Consider the following 16,448-nt stretch of genomic DNA (forward strand, 5'->3'; position numbering starts at 1 on the left):
AGATTATTTGTAAGATGACAGAAAGAAAAGTAAGGGTGCGTTTTGCTCCGAGTCCTACTGGCGCGCTTCATATCGGAGGTGTGCGAACTGCATTGTATAATTATCTTTTTGCCCGTCAGCATGGCGGACAATTGGTGTTTCGTATAGAGGATACCGATTCCAACCGCTTCGTGCCTGGTGCCGAAGAGTATATCATAGAATCGTTTAAGTGGCTGGGTATCCAGTTTGACGAGGGTGTTTCCTTCGGTGGCGATAAGGGACCTTACCGTCAGAGCGAGCGTCGCGATATCTACAAGAAATATGTGAAGCAACTGCTCGATGGAGGCAGTGCCTATATTGCCTTCGATACTCCACAGGAGTTGGAAGCCAAGCGTGCAGAGATACAAAACTTCCAGTACGATTGCCACACCCGTCAGCAGATGCGCAACTCGCTGACCATGCCTGCCGAAGAAGTGCAGGCACTGATTGCTGAAGGCAAGCAGTATGTTGTGCGTTTCAAGGTGGAACCCGGTCAGGAGATATTGGTCAACGATATGATTCGTGGCGAAGTACACGTCAAGAGCGATATCGTAGATGATAAAGTGCTCTATAAGAGTGCCGACGAACTGCCCACTTATCACCTCGCCAACATAGTGGATGACCATCTGATGGAAATCTCTCACGTGATTCGTGGTGAGGAATGGTTGCCCAGTGCACCGCTCCACGTCATGCTCTATCGCGCCTTTGGATGGGAAGATACTATGCCACGCTTTGCCCATCTGCCGTTGTTGCTCAAACCAGACGGTAAGGGTAAGCTCTCTAAGCGCGATGGCGACCGCCTCGGTTTCCCTGTGTTCCCCCTCGAATGGCATGATCCTAAGACTGGCGAAGTATCATCGGGATACCGCGAGAGTGGCTATTTTCCAGAGGCTGTTATCAATTTCTTGGCACTGTTGGGATGGAATCCCGGTACCGAACAGGAGTTGTTCACACTCGACGAACTCGTCAAGCTGTTTGATATCACTAAGTGTTCGAAGGCTGGCGCACGCTTCGCTTACGAGAAAGGAATATGGTTCAACCACGAATATATCCTTAAGAAGAGCAACGAGGAAATTGCCTCACTCTTCGAACCCATTTGTCGTGAACATGGGGTCAGCGATTCATCGGAGCGCATTCTGCAGGTGGTGACGATGATGAAAGACCGCGTCTCGTTTGTTAAGGAACTGTGGCCCCTCTGCTCGTTCTTCTTTGAAGCACCCACAGCCTACGATGAGAAAACAGCTAAAAAGCGTTGGAAAGCCGATTCGGCACAGCAGCTTACCGAACTGATTGATGTGCTGGAGGGTATCGACGACTTCTCATTGGAGAATCAGGAAAAGATTGTACACGAGTGGATAGAGCAAAAAGAATATAAACTCGGCAATATCATGAATGCCTGGCGACTCACTCTCGTCGGCGAAGGCAAGGGTCCTGGTATGTTCGACATATCGGCATTCCTCGGCAAGGAAGAGACCATTGCCCGTATGAAAAAGGCAATTGAAGTGTTGGGCTAATCACTTGGCGCGCTATTTATGTATAATATCGTCATTTATATCTATCTCATTGGTGTGGTCATAGCCTCGCTTTTCAGTAAAAAGGTGAGGAATATGTGGCGTGGAGAACGTCGGGCCATTGGCATCATCAAGGAGAAAATGGATCCTAACGCGCAGTATGTATGGTTTCATGCTGCGTCGCTGGGTGAGTTTGAACAGGGGCGTCCGCTCATGGAACAGCTGAAGCGTGAACATCCGGAATATAAGATTCTGCTGACGTTCTTCTCGCCTTCGGGCTATGAGGTGCGCAAAAACTATGAAGGCGCAGATATCATTACCTATCTGCCCCTTGACACGATCATGAATGCACGCCGTTTCCTGCGTACCATACGTCCGGTCATGGCATTCTTCATCAAGTATGAGTTTTGGTACAACTACCTGCACATCCTCAAATACAGAAAGGTGCCGGTATATAGTGTGTCGAGCATCTTCAGACCCGAACAGGTGTTCTTCAAGTGGTATGGACGTAGCTACGGACGCGTACTGCACTGCTTTACCCACTTCTTCGTGCAGAACGAGATCAGCCGACAACTGTTGGCAAAGATTGGCATCAACGAGGTGACCGTGGTTGGCGATACCCGCTTTGACCGCGTGCTGCAAATCAAAGAGGCTGCCAAGCAGTTGCCTGTGGTGGAAGCATTTACTGACGGACACCGCACATTTGTGGCTGGTTCGAGCTGGCAACCCGATGAAGATATCTTCATCCCATGGTTTAATGCACATAAAGACTGGAAACTCATCATCGCTCCACACGTCATCGGGGAGGATCATCTGCAACAGATTCTATCGAAAATAGAAGGTAAGGCGGTGCGCTACACACAGGCTTCGGCTGAAGAGGTGCGCGATGCACAGGTGCTTATCATCGACTGTTTCGGTCTGCTCAGCAGCATCTATCACTACGGTGAAGTGGCGTATGTGGGTGGAGGATTCGGTGTGGGCATCCATAACCTGCCTGAGGCTGCGGTATGGGGAGTGCCCGTGATCTTCGGACCCAACAACCAGCGATTCCAGGAAGCACAGCAGCTCAAGGCGTGCGGCGGTGGACTGGAAATCAACGGTGCTGCCGATTTCCAGCGTATCATGGATCGCTTTGATGCCAACCCACAGCAGGTGGAGGCTGACGGAAAGAAGGCTGGCGACTATGTGAAAGGTAAGGCTGGCGCCACAGACAAGGTGCTGCACAGTGTAGGACTCTAATCATTGACTATCTTATGGCTTTAATCAAGACGATAAAAGGACTCGCACCCAAATGGGGACGCGACTGCTATTTTAGTGAAAATGCCACCATCGTGGGCGAAGTGACCATGGGCGACGAGTGTTCTATATGGTTTAATGCGGTGGTAAGGGGCGATGTGGCTCCTATTACCATCGGTGACCGCACCAATGTGCAAGATGGTTCCTGTATTCATGTGACCCACGACACGGGTCCGACAGTGATCGGCAGCGATGTAACCATCGGTCATAACGTCACCGTACATGCCTGCACCATCCACGACGGAGCACTCATTGGCATGGGATCAACACTGCTCGACGGATGTGAAGTGGGCGAGGGAGCTATCGTGGCTGCCGGTGCATTGGTGCTCCAAAACACGAAGATAGGACCTCACGAGATATGGGGTGGAGTGCCTGCCAAATATCTTAAACCTACGCGTCCGGGACAGACTGATAATGCCAAGCACTATGTGGAATACTCCAAATGGTATAAGGAGGAAAATCCAGATTGCCATTTCGGCAAACAAACAGAATGATCATGAACATCGGAAAGACGCTGCTGACGGTATTTGCCATGATGGTTGTCATGGCGAAAGTACAAGCCCAGCCCGCTCCCTACGAATGGACTTCGCCAAGCAGCAATGCCTCGCAGTCGATGCCGTGTGGCGGAGGTGATGTGGGCATGAACGTCTGGGTGGAACAGGGTGATGTGCTCTTCTACCTCTCGCGCAGCGGCTGTTTCGATGAAAACAATAGTTTGCTGAAGCTCGGACGCTTACGCATTCATCTCTCGCGACCATTCAATACTACTGCCTTCCGCCAGCGGTTGGTGTTGCAGGAAGGCTATTGTGAAGTGACCGACGGTAGTCAGACCGTATTGATATGGGCGGATGTGGAGAAACCCGTGGTACATGTGGAGATGACCGACAAGCAGGGCAACTGTCAGGCAGAGGTATCGTATGAGTCGTGGAGAACCCATGACAGGCTGCTTGGCAAGCGTGGTCGTTTTCAAACTTCCTATAAATTTGCTGCTCCTAAAACGCTTGTCACAAGGCGCGACAGTATTCTGAAGGCTGCGGACAAGCTGATATTCTTCCATCATAACAGTGATGTGACCATCTTCGATGCTACGGTGAAGCAGCAGAAAATGGAGACGGTGAAACAACAGATGTATAATCCTTTGGCGAAACTGACCTTCGGTGGACAACTGACAGGCGACGGCTTTGTGTTTGACAGTCATTCTACAGGGCAATATGCCAGTACCGACTATGAGCGATGGACCTATCGCTCGACCAGAAAAGCATCGCGCCAAGCGGTTATGATTGCTATGGCTACGTGTCAGGGAACCATGGCGCAATGGATGCAACAACTGGCACAAACCACGAAAACCGTCAATCAGAAACGTGACAAGAAAGTCGCTCGGCAGTGGTGGCGGCAGTTCTGGCAACGCAGTTTCGTAGAGGGCAACGTTCCCGCTGTGCGCAACTATACCTTGTTCCGCTATATGTTAGGGTGCAACAGTCGTGGCGAATGGCCTACAAAATTCAACGGCGGACTCTTTACTTTCGATCCGGAATATGTGGAAAAGGCTCCCGAATATCGCATCACACCCGACTACCGCAACTGGGGCGGTGGTGTGCATACGGCACAAAACCAACGGTTGGTGTATTGGCCGATGCTGAAAAATGGCGATTATGATGTGCTTAAACCACAACTCGACTTCTATCTTCGCATCTATCGCAATGCAGAATTGCGGTCGAAGGTGTATTGGAACCATGGCGGTGCGTGTCTCACAGAACAGGTGGAAAACTATGGTTTGCCTTGTTTGCCGGAGTATGGCACGAAGCGTCCCGATGACTTTGACCCTGGCATGGAGCGCAATGCGTGGTTGGAATACGAATGGGACACCTGCTTGGAGTTTTGCATGATGGCGTTGGAGGCGCATCGCTATTCGGGTATGGATATCTCCGACTATGTGCCGATGATACGATCATGTCTCCGCTTCTTCGATGAACACTATCAGTATCTGGCACGCAAACGCAGTGCAAAGACGCTCGATGGAAACGGAAAACTGGTGCTCTATCCCGGAAGTGGATGTGAGACTATCAAGGGTGCCTATAATTCTACTTCTACTATTGCGGCTTTGCGCACCGTGACCACAGCACTCATTGACTATCTGGGTGGCGACTCGCTGCTCGCTGACTTCTATCAGCGATTGCCGGAGATTACGGTTCGCGATGGAAAAATTGCTCCTGCTGTACATTATGAAAGGGTGCAGAATGTGGAAACACCACAACTCTATCCGGTATTTCCATGGCGCATCTATGGCGTAGGACGCCCTGATATCGACGTGGCGAAACGCACCTATCAGGAAGATTCATTGGCGCTGAAGTTCCGAACGCACATCGGTTGGAAACAGGATGTGATATGGGCAGCATGTCTCGGCATGAGAGATGAGGCAAAAGGACTATTGGAAAAGAAACTTGCCGACGGTCCGCATCGCTTTCCGGCATTTTGGGGACCTGGCTATGATTGGACTCCTGACCACAACTGGGGCGGTTCGGGCATGATTGGCATGCAGGAAATGCTGTTGCAGGAAGTTGGTGATAAACTCTATATCTTCCCGGCATGGCCTGAAGAGTGGGATGTTCACTTCCGACTACATGCTGCTCATGGCACCATTGTTGAGGCTGAAATGAAAGGTGGAAAGGTGGTTTCGGTCAAAGTGACACCTGTCGAAAGACAGAAAGATGTGGTGAATGTATTGCAGTAGCCGTTGCAAGGATTCATGCAGACACCAGTTTGTTATCGTGTGGTCGAATGGTGGTCGAATGGTGGTCGATCGGTGGTCGTAAATCTGTACTGTATTTTTTGTGATTGATTGTAGGTCAATAAGATAGAAAAACAGGGTGGTCGATGGTCGAATATTTCGTGTGTCGCGTGCGCGTGCGCGATACATATATACAATGTGAACAAATACTTTTCTTGATTTAACCACTATGCTTCATGGTTTATGGAGCTTAGAAACTATGGTGTGTTCCGTTGATAAGCAACATTTCCTATATAACAAAGAAAAGGTCCTGACGGCATGGTCAGGACCTTTGAACAATAGTTCGTGTAAGTTATGAATTAGAGGTTGGGGTTCATTTCCTTCCATTCAGCAACGGGAGGAACGATGCCCAGTTCTACGATCTCGTCGCGCATCTTGCAAAGGTGCTCGTAAGACTTGGCGAGTGAAGCCATCTCCTCTTCTGTACCAGCAGGCTCAACAAAGTGAACACCAGTCTTGTCGATGGTAGAAGGCATAGCCATCATCACGTTCTTGAAACCACACTTGTCGCAGTTTACATAGCAACCAGCAGGCAGAGTGAACTTCTCACCACCCATAGCAGCCTCAATCATCTTCACTGCATTGTAGGCAGGGCTCTGGAATGAGCTACGACCACGGAGCTTGATGATGTTTGAACCACCCTGTACGGTGTGGTGCTTGATCTCTTCCCAACGCTCAGCTGAGAGGCCCATCTCTGAGAGAGGTTTGCCGTCAACCTTAACCTGAGAAGCGAATACTGCCATCTGCTCACCGTGACCACCATAGGTGTGAGCACCGGTAACCTTATCCTGCTGAACACCGAACTCCAGTGCGAGAGCCTGCTGCAGACGGGTTGAGTCAAGAGCAGCAAGTGAAGTCAGCTGGTTGGGTTTCAGACCTGAGTGGATAAGAGCAGTAAGAGCTGTTACGTCAGCGGGGTTGAAGATAACAACAACGTGCTCCACTTCGGGGCAGTACTTCTTGATGTTGTCACCAAACTCAGCAGCGATCTGGCAGTTACCTTTCAGCAGATCCTCGCGAGTCATACCGTCTTTACGGGGAGCACCACCTGAAGAGATGATGTATTTAGCACCTGTGAAAGCCTCTTCGGGATTAACAGTATAAGTAACGTTAGCACCTGCGAAAGCGCACTGCTGAATTTCGTCGAATACACCATGAACACCTGGCTCATAGATATCGTACAGACAGATGTTAGGAGTCAGACCGAGCATCAAAGCGCTCTGTACCATGTTTGAACCAATCATACCGCCGGCACCGACGATCAAAAGCTTGTCATTTGATAAATATTCCATAGTTGTTTTTTATTAATGATGTTTGTTCTTCTTTCGATGCAAAGTTAGCAAAAAAACTTATTATATGAAACACTTTAATTGCAATTTAATGTTATAAAAATTAAAATATCATACGTTTGTAAACTCCATGTGGCAATTGTCCGTCCTTTTTGAAGAACTATTTCCTATATATTGGCTATAGATGGGATTCGGCTATATTCTTTTTTGTTATTTCTTTGTTGAAACTGTTACAGTAGGCATACCAAATAGTCCATGTTGCAACTAAGATTGTTTCCATAAATAGATGTTGCTTATGAGAGTAGTAGTACGCTTTACTGTCTTTTTACCCAATCAGCATGAAGTTTGATGAGGGTTGCTACACACTCGCTTTCTACCATTTTGGTAGAGAAACCATAGGCCTGCATTACGGCTCTGTCGTTTTCGCGGTGTGCCAAAAGAAGTTCCTTGGGCATGAGTATTGGGTCATAAAGATCCGCAAGTGATCTTCTTTTTCAAACAAGTAGTTTCCACCATCAATAGGTTTGTTGCCAATACCAATTTTTGGAACATCACATATATACAGTTTACCAACAATCTCACTAGCCTTCATAGACACTTCTAACTCTTTCTGAAGATGAATGCCTTGCTGTTTAACAAGAAAATCTAATCTATAGAACTCTCGTTCAAGATCTTTTAATAGTATGCGAGAGGGTTCTCCATTCGGGTTCTCCATGTCATAAATGTCAAATTCAGCAAAATTGCAAGTCACAATCCATCGAGGTTGCTGTGAATACGGTAGAGCCAAACGATATCGTTGTGCCTGTTCATATGGAGTAAGTGGCGTTCCGTCTGCTTGTTTGATGGGTTGCCGAAGGTTCTTACCTAATGATTTCTGCTCTATCATTACATGAGTAGAGTGAATCATAGCATCTACAAAAGATGTATGGTCAAGGTGTGCCTTCTCTTCAAATTTGATAAACTCAGAAGGTGTTTCTATATCGAAAATTTGAGTAAGGAGTTCTATCCAAAAGGTTTGGCTCTCGCCTTTTTCATAGCCTTTACCTTCCCATCTCTTGGCAAAGGCTGCGGCTGCAACTTTTTGTTGTTTCTCAGTAATCATAGTCTATTGGTGTTCTGTTGGTTTTGCTGTGATGCAAAGATAGTGATAATGTTTGATATGCTTGACGTTTTTTTCTAAATTTTCACCGATTAGTAAAAAACACCATTATTCCCTTATATGAAAATGCAATTCGCAGAACCTGCGTATCTTTGCAGCAATAAATCGAAGAAAGAAATGAAAAGAATTGCATTTACTGTATGGTTGACAGTAGTAAGTATGATGGTCATGGCAACCCATTTGCCTGATGTGGAAGGAACCGTGGTCGATGAACAAGGACAACCCCTTGAGTTCGTGAATGTGGTATTGCTTTCAGAAGGTGATTCCGCCTTTGTGCAAGGTGCAACAACTGATGCAACAGGACATTTCCTTATCAAAACACCAGAAAACCATGGTGTGCTAAAAGTGACCAGCGTGGGCTATAAGACGACATTTGCCAATACCCATACCTTTGGAGGACGTGTCGTGCTAAAGGATGATGCGAAGATGTTGCAGGAAGTGACCGTGAAAGGAAGTCTGCCCAAAACCAAACTCACGGGAAACTCGATGGTGACTGCCATACAGGGAACGGTATTGGAGAAATCGGGTTCGGCAAAAGAAATGTTGTCGAAAGTGCCGGGTATGACATTGAAGGGCGATGCTTTGGAAGTGTTGGGGAAAGGCACACCTATTTATTATATTAACGGTAGAAAGATGCAAAATGCCGATGAACTGACCAGATTGCGTAGCGAGGAAATCAAGGAAGTGGAGGTGATTACCAATCCGGGTGCACAGTATGATGCTACTGTGACGGCTGTGGTGCGCATCAAGACAATACGCAGACAGGGCAATGGATTCGGCTTTGATCTGACTGCCAATTCACAGAACGACCTGCGATATGGGTATTGGGATGGATCGAGTACGCTGAATATGCGGTATCGCTATAAAGCCTTTGAACTCTTTGGCATGATGAACGGATGGAAACATGATCAGATGAATGATAGTGCGCCCCACCAGTGGAGCTATTATCGTAGTGGCGACCAACTGACTGGCATCGATCAAAACACCCGACTGCTCAACCACTGGACGGGAAAAGGTTTGGGCTGGAACGTGGGATTCAACTTGCAACTGGCAGAAAACCATACCGTGGGTATGCGCATCGAACAACATAAGAACTATGATTCGGGCTATGATGCATGGCAGAAAACCTATATGACGAAGATGATTGTGGGCAAGCCCGATAGCAAGGAAGAGACGAACAACGTGACAGAAGGACAACTCCATGAACACTATCCATACAACTGGGAAGGGAATGCCTTCTATAACGGTAAGGTGGGGAAACTCAATATCGACCTCAATATCGACTTCCTGACCAATAAGAAAGAGGAAAATGGTGATATTCAAGAAAGCGTCAATCTGGAGAATAACACGATGACGTCGGATAGTAAAACCACCAATCAGATGTTTGCCGACAAACTGGTGTTGGGTTATCCTGTATGGAAAGGTATGTTGCAGGTAGGGTCGGAGATGAGTCGGGTGACGCGACGGTCGTTCTATCAGATTACCATGGATGGCGTGCCTACCACAGATTCGAAGGTAAAGGAGAATAGTATTGCCGCATTTGTGGAGTATGCCTGTCAGATTCCTAAAGTGGGAAGTGTGAGTGCAGGACTGCGCTATGAGCATGTGGGATTTGACTATAAGGATAGGATAAACAATGACAACTCGTTGGAACGATACACCAACGATCTGTTTCCTTCCTTCTCTTGGGCAAACCAGTGGGGAGCGGTACAGACTTCGCTCAGCTATAGTATGAAGACACAACGTCCTAATTACTGGATGCTCAATGAGGCTGTTATCTATATCAATCCCTATTCGCTGCAAACGGGCGACCCTAAACTGAAGAATGCCAAGACTCACAGTATTGGTGCAAATGCGCGATGGAAATGGCTTAATCTGATGGCTAACTATGAACGGACTGACGATGCGCTGACTCAATGGTCGTATATCTATAATGATAAAGGTGTAATACTCGTCAAAAACCGTAACCTCGATGTGCCGGTGAGGAGTGTATCGGTATTCCTGACAGCATCGCCGACGTGGGGGTGCTACTCGCCGAGTTGGACCGTGGGTATGCAGAAATTCGACATGAAACAGACCTTGGCGGATCCTCGCGAAGCCAGTGGTGTGAGAACAGTACACTACAACCGGCCATTTTTTGTGGCAAATCTGAATAATGTGTTTCGACTGCCACATAAATGGCAACTGGAGTCTTATCTTTATTTCCAGCGTAAGGGCGACTGTATGAACTTCCGATTGAAGAACAATGTATGTAATCTTGGATTTGTGGCGCAGAAGTGTTGGCTGAAAAACGATGCCCTGTGCTTGCGAGTAACCGTTGATGATGTGTTGCAGCGTACCCGACAGAAAGTCAATATGGATTGTGGCTATTATACCCTCAACCAAAATTCTGCACAGAGCAACCATCGGTTGAACATCTCGTTGCGCTATTCATTCAATGCCAGCGGAAGCAAATATAAAGGAACTGGTGCTGGAAAGGAGGCTGCAGGACGAATGGCGCAATAACTATCGTTTCCCTTTCTTGACTGTAGTGTCTCCCATCTGTTTCCTATATCGTTCGTAAATTGATTCGGACTTACTTGGGATTTACTTGGGACTTGTTCGGGACTTGTTCGGGAAATGATGCGCACAGGCATGGAAGGTGAATATGGGGCGAAAATTATGTCGAATGGTTTTGACGTGTAAATAAATAATGTCAAAATACGGAGTTTTTTGCCGTTACAGTATTACAGTATTACAGTTTTTGAAAACGGTTTTTAGTGCTCGAAATATGGATTTTTAGGGTTTTGGCAGGAAAATATGCTGCAAATCCATCGTTTTAGCTTTTTGAAAACTGTAATACTGTAATACTGTAACGCGTATGATATATTATACGAGTAAATAAATTTTCTAAGATTGACGGTTTTGGCGCGTGGGCTAATCAAAAGAAAAACCAGTTTTTCTTTGTATTTCTCTCGGTTTGCACTACCTTTGACCTGTGGTCCAAGGTAGGCTGCACCTCGGAACCAAAATTAAATAATAGTATTTATTTTGTGTTTCTCTCGGTTTGCACTACCTTTGACCTGTGGTCCAAGGTAGGCTGCACCTCGGAATCAAAAATAAATAATAGTATTTATTTTGTGTTTCTCTCGGTTTGCACTACCTTTGTTGGAAAAATGAGAGATGATGAACAAAGAACTTATAGCTAAAAGACTGGAAGTACTACGCGAGGAAATGCGCCGAGAACATCTGAGCGCATTCGTGTTTACTACGGGAGACCCTCATCATAGCGAATATACTGCGGAACATTGGAAAGGACGCGAATGGATTAGTGGATTCAATGGTTCTGCGGGTACAGCGGTGGTCACACTGAAAAGTGCGGCACTATGGACCGACTCACGCTATTTCATTGCTGCCGAAGAACAACTGAAAGGAACAGAATACCAGTTGATGAAACTGAAAATGCCCGAAACACCAACAGTCGCACAATGGATAGGTAGCGAACTTGCCGACATGGACGATAAAGCCGTGGGAATAGATGGAATGACCAACGGAGTGGCTGAGGTGGAAAACTTGAAATCTCAACTCAAACAACTTGGGGGCATTACGCTGCATACAGCATGGGATCCCTTGCAGCGTATCTGGAAAGATAGACCGACCGTGCCTCTCTGTCCCGTAGAAATACAACCGATGGAATATGCGGGCGAAGAGGCTGCCTCAAAACTGAAACGAATAAGAAAAGCACTTCGGGAAAAACATGCAGACGGTATGTTGGTGGCTTCGCTGGATGATATTGCCTGGACGCTAAACCTCAGAGGCAACGACATCCATTGCTGTCCGCTATTCGTTTCGTTCCTGTTGATTGACACTCAAAGCGCCACCTTATTTATATATAAGGAGAAAGTAGGGGACGAGGTGAAGGCTTATCTCGCAAAACTCGGTGTGCGCATGGCAGACTATAATCAGGTGAAACAAGGACTGAAAGACTATCCGGAATATAACATTCTGATGGATCCTGATGAGGTTTGTTACACGCTCCGACAAGCGGTGACGCGTCCTGTCGTTGAGGCAGCATCGCCCATTCCCGCTATGAAAGCTGTGAAAAACGAGGCTGAACAGAACGGATTCCGATTGGCAATGCAACGAGACGGAGCTGCTTTGGTCAAGTTTCTGAAATGGATGGAAGAACAGACCATAGATGGAACAATGACAGAACTGACCGTTTCTGATCGACTGGAACAGCTACGGTCCGAACAGCCACTCTATCGCGGACTCTCTTTTGATACAATATCAGCATACGGACCACATGGAGCTATTGTGCACTATGAACCGACTCAAGAAACTGATGTGCCCTTGCAAAGGAAAAGTCTTCTGCTCATAGATAGTGGCGCACAATATCAGAACGGCACAACAGATATCACCAGAACATTGGCATTCGGAGAACTCACAGAAGAAGAACGGAAAGTTTATACGCTGGTGCTCAAAGGACACATACAGTTGCAGATGCTCATATTCCCCAAAGGAGCAAGCGGAACACAACTCGACGCTGTGGCACGTCGCGACCTCTGGCAACACGGATACAACTTCCTGCATGGCACAGGACACGGAGTGGGAAGCTTCCTCAATGTCCATGAAGGACCGCATCAGATTCGGATGGAATATGTGGCGCAACCGCTCTGCGAAGGAATGACCGTGACCGACGAACCGGGCATTTATCTCAAAGACCGTTTCGGCGTCAGAATCGAAAACACACTCCTTGTGGTTCCTGCTTTCCAAACCGAATGTGGCACCTTCCTGAAGTTTGAAACCCTCACGCTCTGTCCCATCGACAGACGCCCCATTATTCGCGAAATGATGTCGGCAGAAGAAATAGATTGGCTCAACCAATATCACCAAATGGTATATGACCGATTAGCACCAATACTTTCAGAAGATGAAAAAACATGGCTGAAAACAGCCACGAAACCGTTGTAAATGAGTGAAAATCACAAAAAAGCGAAAAAAAACTTGCGCAATTCGTAAATATGTTGTAATTTTGCACCCGCTTAATGGCAGAATAAAAAGTTTAACTAAAATAATAAAAACAAAAAGAACATGATTATTGTACCGGTAAAGGAAGGCGAGAACATCGAAAAGGCCCTCAAAAAGTTTAAGAGAAAGTTCGAAAAGACTGGCGTTGTGAAAGAACTCCGTCGTCGTCAACAGTTCGATAAGCCGTCTGTACTGAAGCGCCTCAAGATGGAACACGCTATTTACGTACAGAAGCTCCGCGCTACTGAAGAATAAAAAAAAGTAGAGCGAAAATTTGGTGGTTTGATATTTTTTGCGTAAATTCGTTGCCGAAATAAAAACTGTAATGCAACGAGTCTATGATCAGGAAATTCTTAAGCTACCTGCGCTATGAGAGGAATCGCTCCGAACTCACAGTGCGAAACTACGACAAGAGCCTTAGGGAATTCGAGTCGTATTTTAAACTTAGGGATAGTCAGCTCTCATGGGAGACAATAGACTCCGATGTCATCCGAGACTGGATGGAGAGCTTGATGGATAAAGGCGCCATGGCATCAACAGTGAATAACTGTTTGAGTGCCGTGCGTTCTTTTTATAGGTACGCACTTGCATACGGAATCGTTGCAGTAGATCCTTCGCACTACGTCAAAGGACCGAAGCTCAAAAAACCACTACCCAAATTCATACGCGAAAAAGATATGGATCGCCTCATGGATCAAGACAACATGTGGGGCGATTCGGTTAAAGACATGCGTGCGCGTACTATTATATTAACGCTATACTCTACAGGAATACGATTGGCAGAACTTATCGGACTTGATGTGAATGACGTTGATTTCGTCAATATGCAACTCAAAGTGACCGGTAAACGAGATAAACAGCGGGTCGTACCTTTCGGAAAAGAACTCTGCGAGACCTTGCAGCAGTATCTTCAAGTACGCGAAACGCTACCGCTGCGTGATACAGAAGCACTCTTTGTGAACGACAAAGGGCTGCGAGTGAGTAGGGGACAGGTGGAAAATATAGTGAGAAACAATCTCTCGAAAGTCACAACACAGCAGAAAAGATCACCACACGTGCTGCGACACTCCTTTGCTACCGCCATGCTGAATAATGGCGCAGAACTGGAAAGCGTGCGCAAACTGCTCGGACACGAGAGCATCGCAACAACGGAAATCTATACACACGCAACATTCGAACAATTGAAAAGCGTGTATGAAAAAGCCCATCCAAGGGCCTGATAAGTGAAATATAAATAGTATTAACCCTAAAAAATGGAGGTAACTATGGAAATTAAGATTCAAGCAATCCACTTTGATGCAACTGACAAACTGCAGGCATTCATCGAAAAGAAAACAGCAAAACTGGAAAAAACCTACGAAGATATCCAAGCCGTAGAAGTGGTATGCAAAGTTGTGAAGCCAGCAACAGCACAAAATAAAGAGGTGAGCATTACTGTTAATGTTCCGGGGAATAGAGTTTTCGTAGAGAAAGTAAGCGATACTTTTGAGGAAGCAACAGATCTTTGCGTCGATTCTTTGAAGGTTCAATTGCAGAAAATCAAAGAAAAAATGCGTAATCGATAAAAAAAATCGCGAAAAGTTTTGGTAATTAAAAAATAATGCCTACCTTTGCATCCGCTTTCCGACAGTTAGCAACTCCTTCGGGAGGTGGATGCTTAGAGAAGCCTCTTTAGCTCAGTTGGCCAGAGCACGTGATTTGTAATCTCGGGGTCGTTGGTTCGAATCCGACAAGAGGCTCAGAAAAAGAATAAGGTCACAAGCAATTTGATGGCAAGTTAAGGAGTAGCGGAATTTTTTTTAATGGGTGGTTTCCAGAGCGGCCAAATGGGGCAGACTGTAAATCTGTTGTCTTTCGACTTCGGTGGTTCGAATCCATCACCACCCACTTCCGAATAGGAAGTCTATTGCGGAAATAGCTCAGTTGATAGAGCACTAGCCTTCCAAGCTGGGGGTCGCGGGTTTGAGCCCCGTTTTCCGCTCTAAGCCTGCTGTTATAGCTCAGTGGTAGAGCACTTCCTTGGTAAGGAAGAGGTCCCGAGTTCAAGTCTCGGTAACAGTTCTTGAGAAAACAAGATTTAAATCGAACATTCATTAATTATAATAACAAAGAAAAGCTATGGCTAAAGAGAATTTTGTGCGCACCAAACCGCACGTAAACATCGGTACTATCGGTCACGTTGACCATGGTAAGACCACTCTGACTGCTGCCATCTCTAAGGTTCTCCACGAGAAGGGTTTCGGTACAGAGGATGTTAAGTCTTTCGATCAGATTGACAATGCTCCTGAGGAAAAAGAGCGTGGTATCACCATTAACTCTGCCCACATCGAGTATGAGACCGCTAACCGTCACTACGCACACGTTGACTGCCCAGGACACGCCGACTATGTAAAGAACATGGTTACTGGTGCTGCTCAGATGGACGGTGCTATCCTTGTTGTTGCTGCAACTGATGGTCCTATGCCTCAGACACGTGAGCACGTTCTGCTCGCTCGTCAGGTGAACGTTCCACGTCTGGTTGTATTCCTGAACAAATGCGATATGGTTGAGGATGAGGAAATGCTCGAACTCGTTGAAATGGAAGTTCAAGAGATCCTCGCTCAGTACGATTTCGAAGAAGATACTCCTATCATCCGCGGTTCTGCACTTGGTGCATTGAACGGTGTTGAAAAATGGGTTGACAAAGTTATGGAGCTGATGGATACCTGTGATACTTGGATTCAGGAGCCTCCACGTGATACTGACAAGCCTTTCTTGATGCCTATCGAGGACGTATTCTCAATCACAGGTCGTGGTACTGTTGCTACCGGTCGTATCGAAACTGGTGTTATCCACGTTGGTGACGAAGTTGAACTGCTCGGTCTTGGTGAAGACAAGAAGTCAGTTGTAACTGGTGTAGAAATGTTCCGTAAGATCCTTGATGAGGGTCGTGCTGGTGATAACGTAGGTCTGCTTCTCCGTGGTATCGATAAGAACGAGATCAAACGTGGTATGGTACTCTGCCATCCTGGACAGATCAAGCCTTTCAAGAAGTTCAAGGCTTCTATCTACGTTCTGAAGAAAGAAGAGGGTGGTCGTCACACTCCATTCGGAAACAAATATCGTCCTCAGTTCTATCTCCGTACCATGGACTGCACCGGTGAAATCACTCTTCCCGAGGGAGTTGAAATGGTAATGCCTGGTGACAACGTTGAGATCACTGTTGAGCTCATCTACGCTGTTGCTCTGAACCAGGGTCTGCGCTTCGCTATCCGCGAAGGTGGTCGCACCGTTGGTTCTGGTCAGATTACTGAAGTTTTCGAAGACTAATTCTAAGCAGTTTTTCTCTTACGAGACAAACTTTAGGAATTGACTATAAAGCCCCTGCTCTTCAGGGC

13 protein-coding genes and 4 tRNA genes are annotated in these 16,448 nt (G+C 46.6%); 14 read left to right on the forward strand and 3 right to left on the reverse strand.

Annotated features, from left to right (window positions below; all coding sequences use genetic code 11):
• Nucleotides 1-14 precede the first annotated feature (14 nt).
• From gltX to CIK88_RS02645, 4 genes are read left to right on the forward strand one after another with little or no spacing between them, the layout of a single operon-like run.
• Nucleotides 15-1,532, forward strand: a complete 1,518-nt coding sequence (gene gltX, locus CIK88_RS02630; protein ID WP_094434366.1) for a glutamate--tRNA ligase — start codon at nt 15-17, stop codon at nt 1,530-1,532.
• An 18-nt stretch (nt 1,533-1,550) separates the two neighbouring features.
• Nucleotides 1,551-2,768 carry a 3-deoxy-D-manno-octulosonic acid transferase gene (locus CIK88_RS02635; protein WP_094434368.1) on the forward strand — a complete coding sequence of 406 codons (1,218 nt, stop codon included), beginning with the start codon at nt 1,551-1,553 and terminating at the stop codon, nt 2,766-2,768.
• Between the two features lie 14 nt (nt 2,769-2,782).
• On the forward strand, nt 2,783-3,319 hold the full coding sequence (locus tag CIK88_RS02640) for a gamma carbonic anhydrase family protein (protein ID WP_094391119.1): 537 nt from the start codon (nt 2,783-2,785) through the stop codon (nt 3,317-3,319).
• Nucleotides 3,316-5,556: a DUF5703 domain-containing protein gene (locus tag CIK88_RS02645; protein WP_371591483.1), complete on the forward strand. Its 2,241-nt coding sequence runs from the start codon at nt 3,316-3,318 to the stop codon at nt 5,554-5,556. Before CIK88_RS02640 ends, CIK88_RS02645 begins: the two co-directional genes overlap by 4 nt.
• Before the next feature lie 356 nt (nt 5,557-5,912).
• Here CIK88_RS02645 and CIK88_RS02650 read toward each other — a convergent pair whose 3' ends face one another.
• The 3 genes from CIK88_RS02650 to CIK88_RS02660 form a co-directional block, all read right to left on the reverse strand.
• Nucleotides 5,913-6,905, reverse strand: a complete 993-nt coding sequence (locus CIK88_RS02650; protein ID WP_094391120.1) for a malate dehydrogenase — start codon at nt 6,903-6,905, stop codon at nt 5,913-5,915.
• 311 nt (nt 6,906-7,216) lie between these two features.
• Nucleotides 7,217-7,357 (reverse strand): hypothetical protein, encoded by a 141-nt coding sequence (locus CIK88_RS12750; protein WP_371591484.1) that lies wholly within the window; start codon nt 7,355-7,357, stop codon nt 7,217-7,219.
• Nucleotides 7,309-8,004, reverse strand: a complete 696-nt coding sequence (locus CIK88_RS02660; protein ID WP_094434370.1) for a type IIL restriction-modification enzyme MmeI — start codon at nt 8,002-8,004, stop codon at nt 7,309-7,311. Before CIK88_RS02660 ends, CIK88_RS12750 begins: the two co-directional genes overlap by 49 nt.
• 174 nt (nt 8,005-8,178) lie before the next feature.
• Here CIK88_RS02660 and CIK88_RS02665 point away from each other — a divergent pair, with 174 nt between their 5' ends.
• The 10 genes from CIK88_RS02665 to tuf all read left to right on the forward strand — a co-directional run bounded on the left by CIK88_RS02665 (nt 8,179) and on the right by tuf (nt 16,380).
• Complete coding sequence (locus tag CIK88_RS02665; protein ID WP_158214626.1) at nt 8,179-10,566, forward strand: outer membrane beta-barrel family protein; 2,388 nt, start codon at nt 8,179-8,181, stop codon at nt 10,564-10,566.
• Nucleotides 10,567-11,223: 657 nt separating this feature from the next.
• Nucleotides 11,224-13,014, forward strand: a complete 1,791-nt coding sequence (locus CIK88_RS02670; protein WP_371591485.1) for an aminopeptidase P family protein — start codon at nt 11,224-11,226, stop codon at nt 13,012-13,014.
• A 120-nt stretch (nt 13,015-13,134) separates the two neighbouring features.
• Nucleotides 13,135-13,326, forward strand: a complete 192-nt coding sequence (gene rpsU / locus CIK88_RS02675) for a 30S ribosomal protein S21 (protein WP_094391127.1) — start codon at nt 13,135-13,137, stop codon at nt 13,324-13,326.
• Nucleotides 13,327-13,409: 83 nt separating this feature from the next.
• Complete coding sequence (gene xerA / locus CIK88_RS02680) at nt 13,410-14,291, forward strand: site-specific tyrosine recombinase/integron integrase (protein ID WP_094434374.1); 882 nt, start codon at nt 13,410-13,412, stop codon at nt 14,289-14,291.
• Between the two features lie 45 nt (nt 14,292-14,336).
• The gene (hpf, locus tag CIK88_RS02685; RefSeq protein ID WP_094391299.1) at nt 14,337-14,636 is read left to right on the forward strand and encodes a ribosome hibernation-promoting factor, HPF/YfiA family; all 300 of its coding nucleotides are present in this window, start codon (nt 14,337-14,339) and stop codon (nt 14,634-14,636) included.
• A 100-nt stretch (nt 14,637-14,736) separates the two neighbouring features.
• A tRNA-Thr gene (locus CIK88_RS02690) sits at nt 14,737-14,810 on the forward strand.
• A gap of 65 nt (nt 14,811-14,875) precedes the next feature.
• Nucleotides 14,876-14,958, forward strand: a tRNA-Tyr gene (locus CIK88_RS02695).
• A gap of 21 nt (nt 14,959-14,979) precedes the next feature.
• Nucleotides 14,980-15,052: transfer RNA gene (locus CIK88_RS02700), tRNA-Gly, on the forward strand.
• An 8-nt stretch (nt 15,053-15,060) separates the two neighbouring features.
• Nucleotides 15,061-15,132, forward strand: a tRNA-Thr gene (locus CIK88_RS02705).
• A gap of 57 nt (nt 15,133-15,189) precedes the next feature.
• A complete protein-coding gene (gene tuf / locus CIK88_RS02710) occupies nt 15,190-16,380 on the forward strand; it encodes an elongation factor Tu (protein WP_094391129.1) in 1,191 nt (396 codons plus the stop codon).
• Nucleotides 16,381-16,448: the final 68 nt, after the last annotated feature.

The sequence above is a fragment of the Prevotella sp. P5-50 genome, assembly GCF_002251295.1.
GTDB lineage: Bacteria > Bacteroidota > Bacteroidia > Bacteroidales > Bacteroidaceae > Prevotella.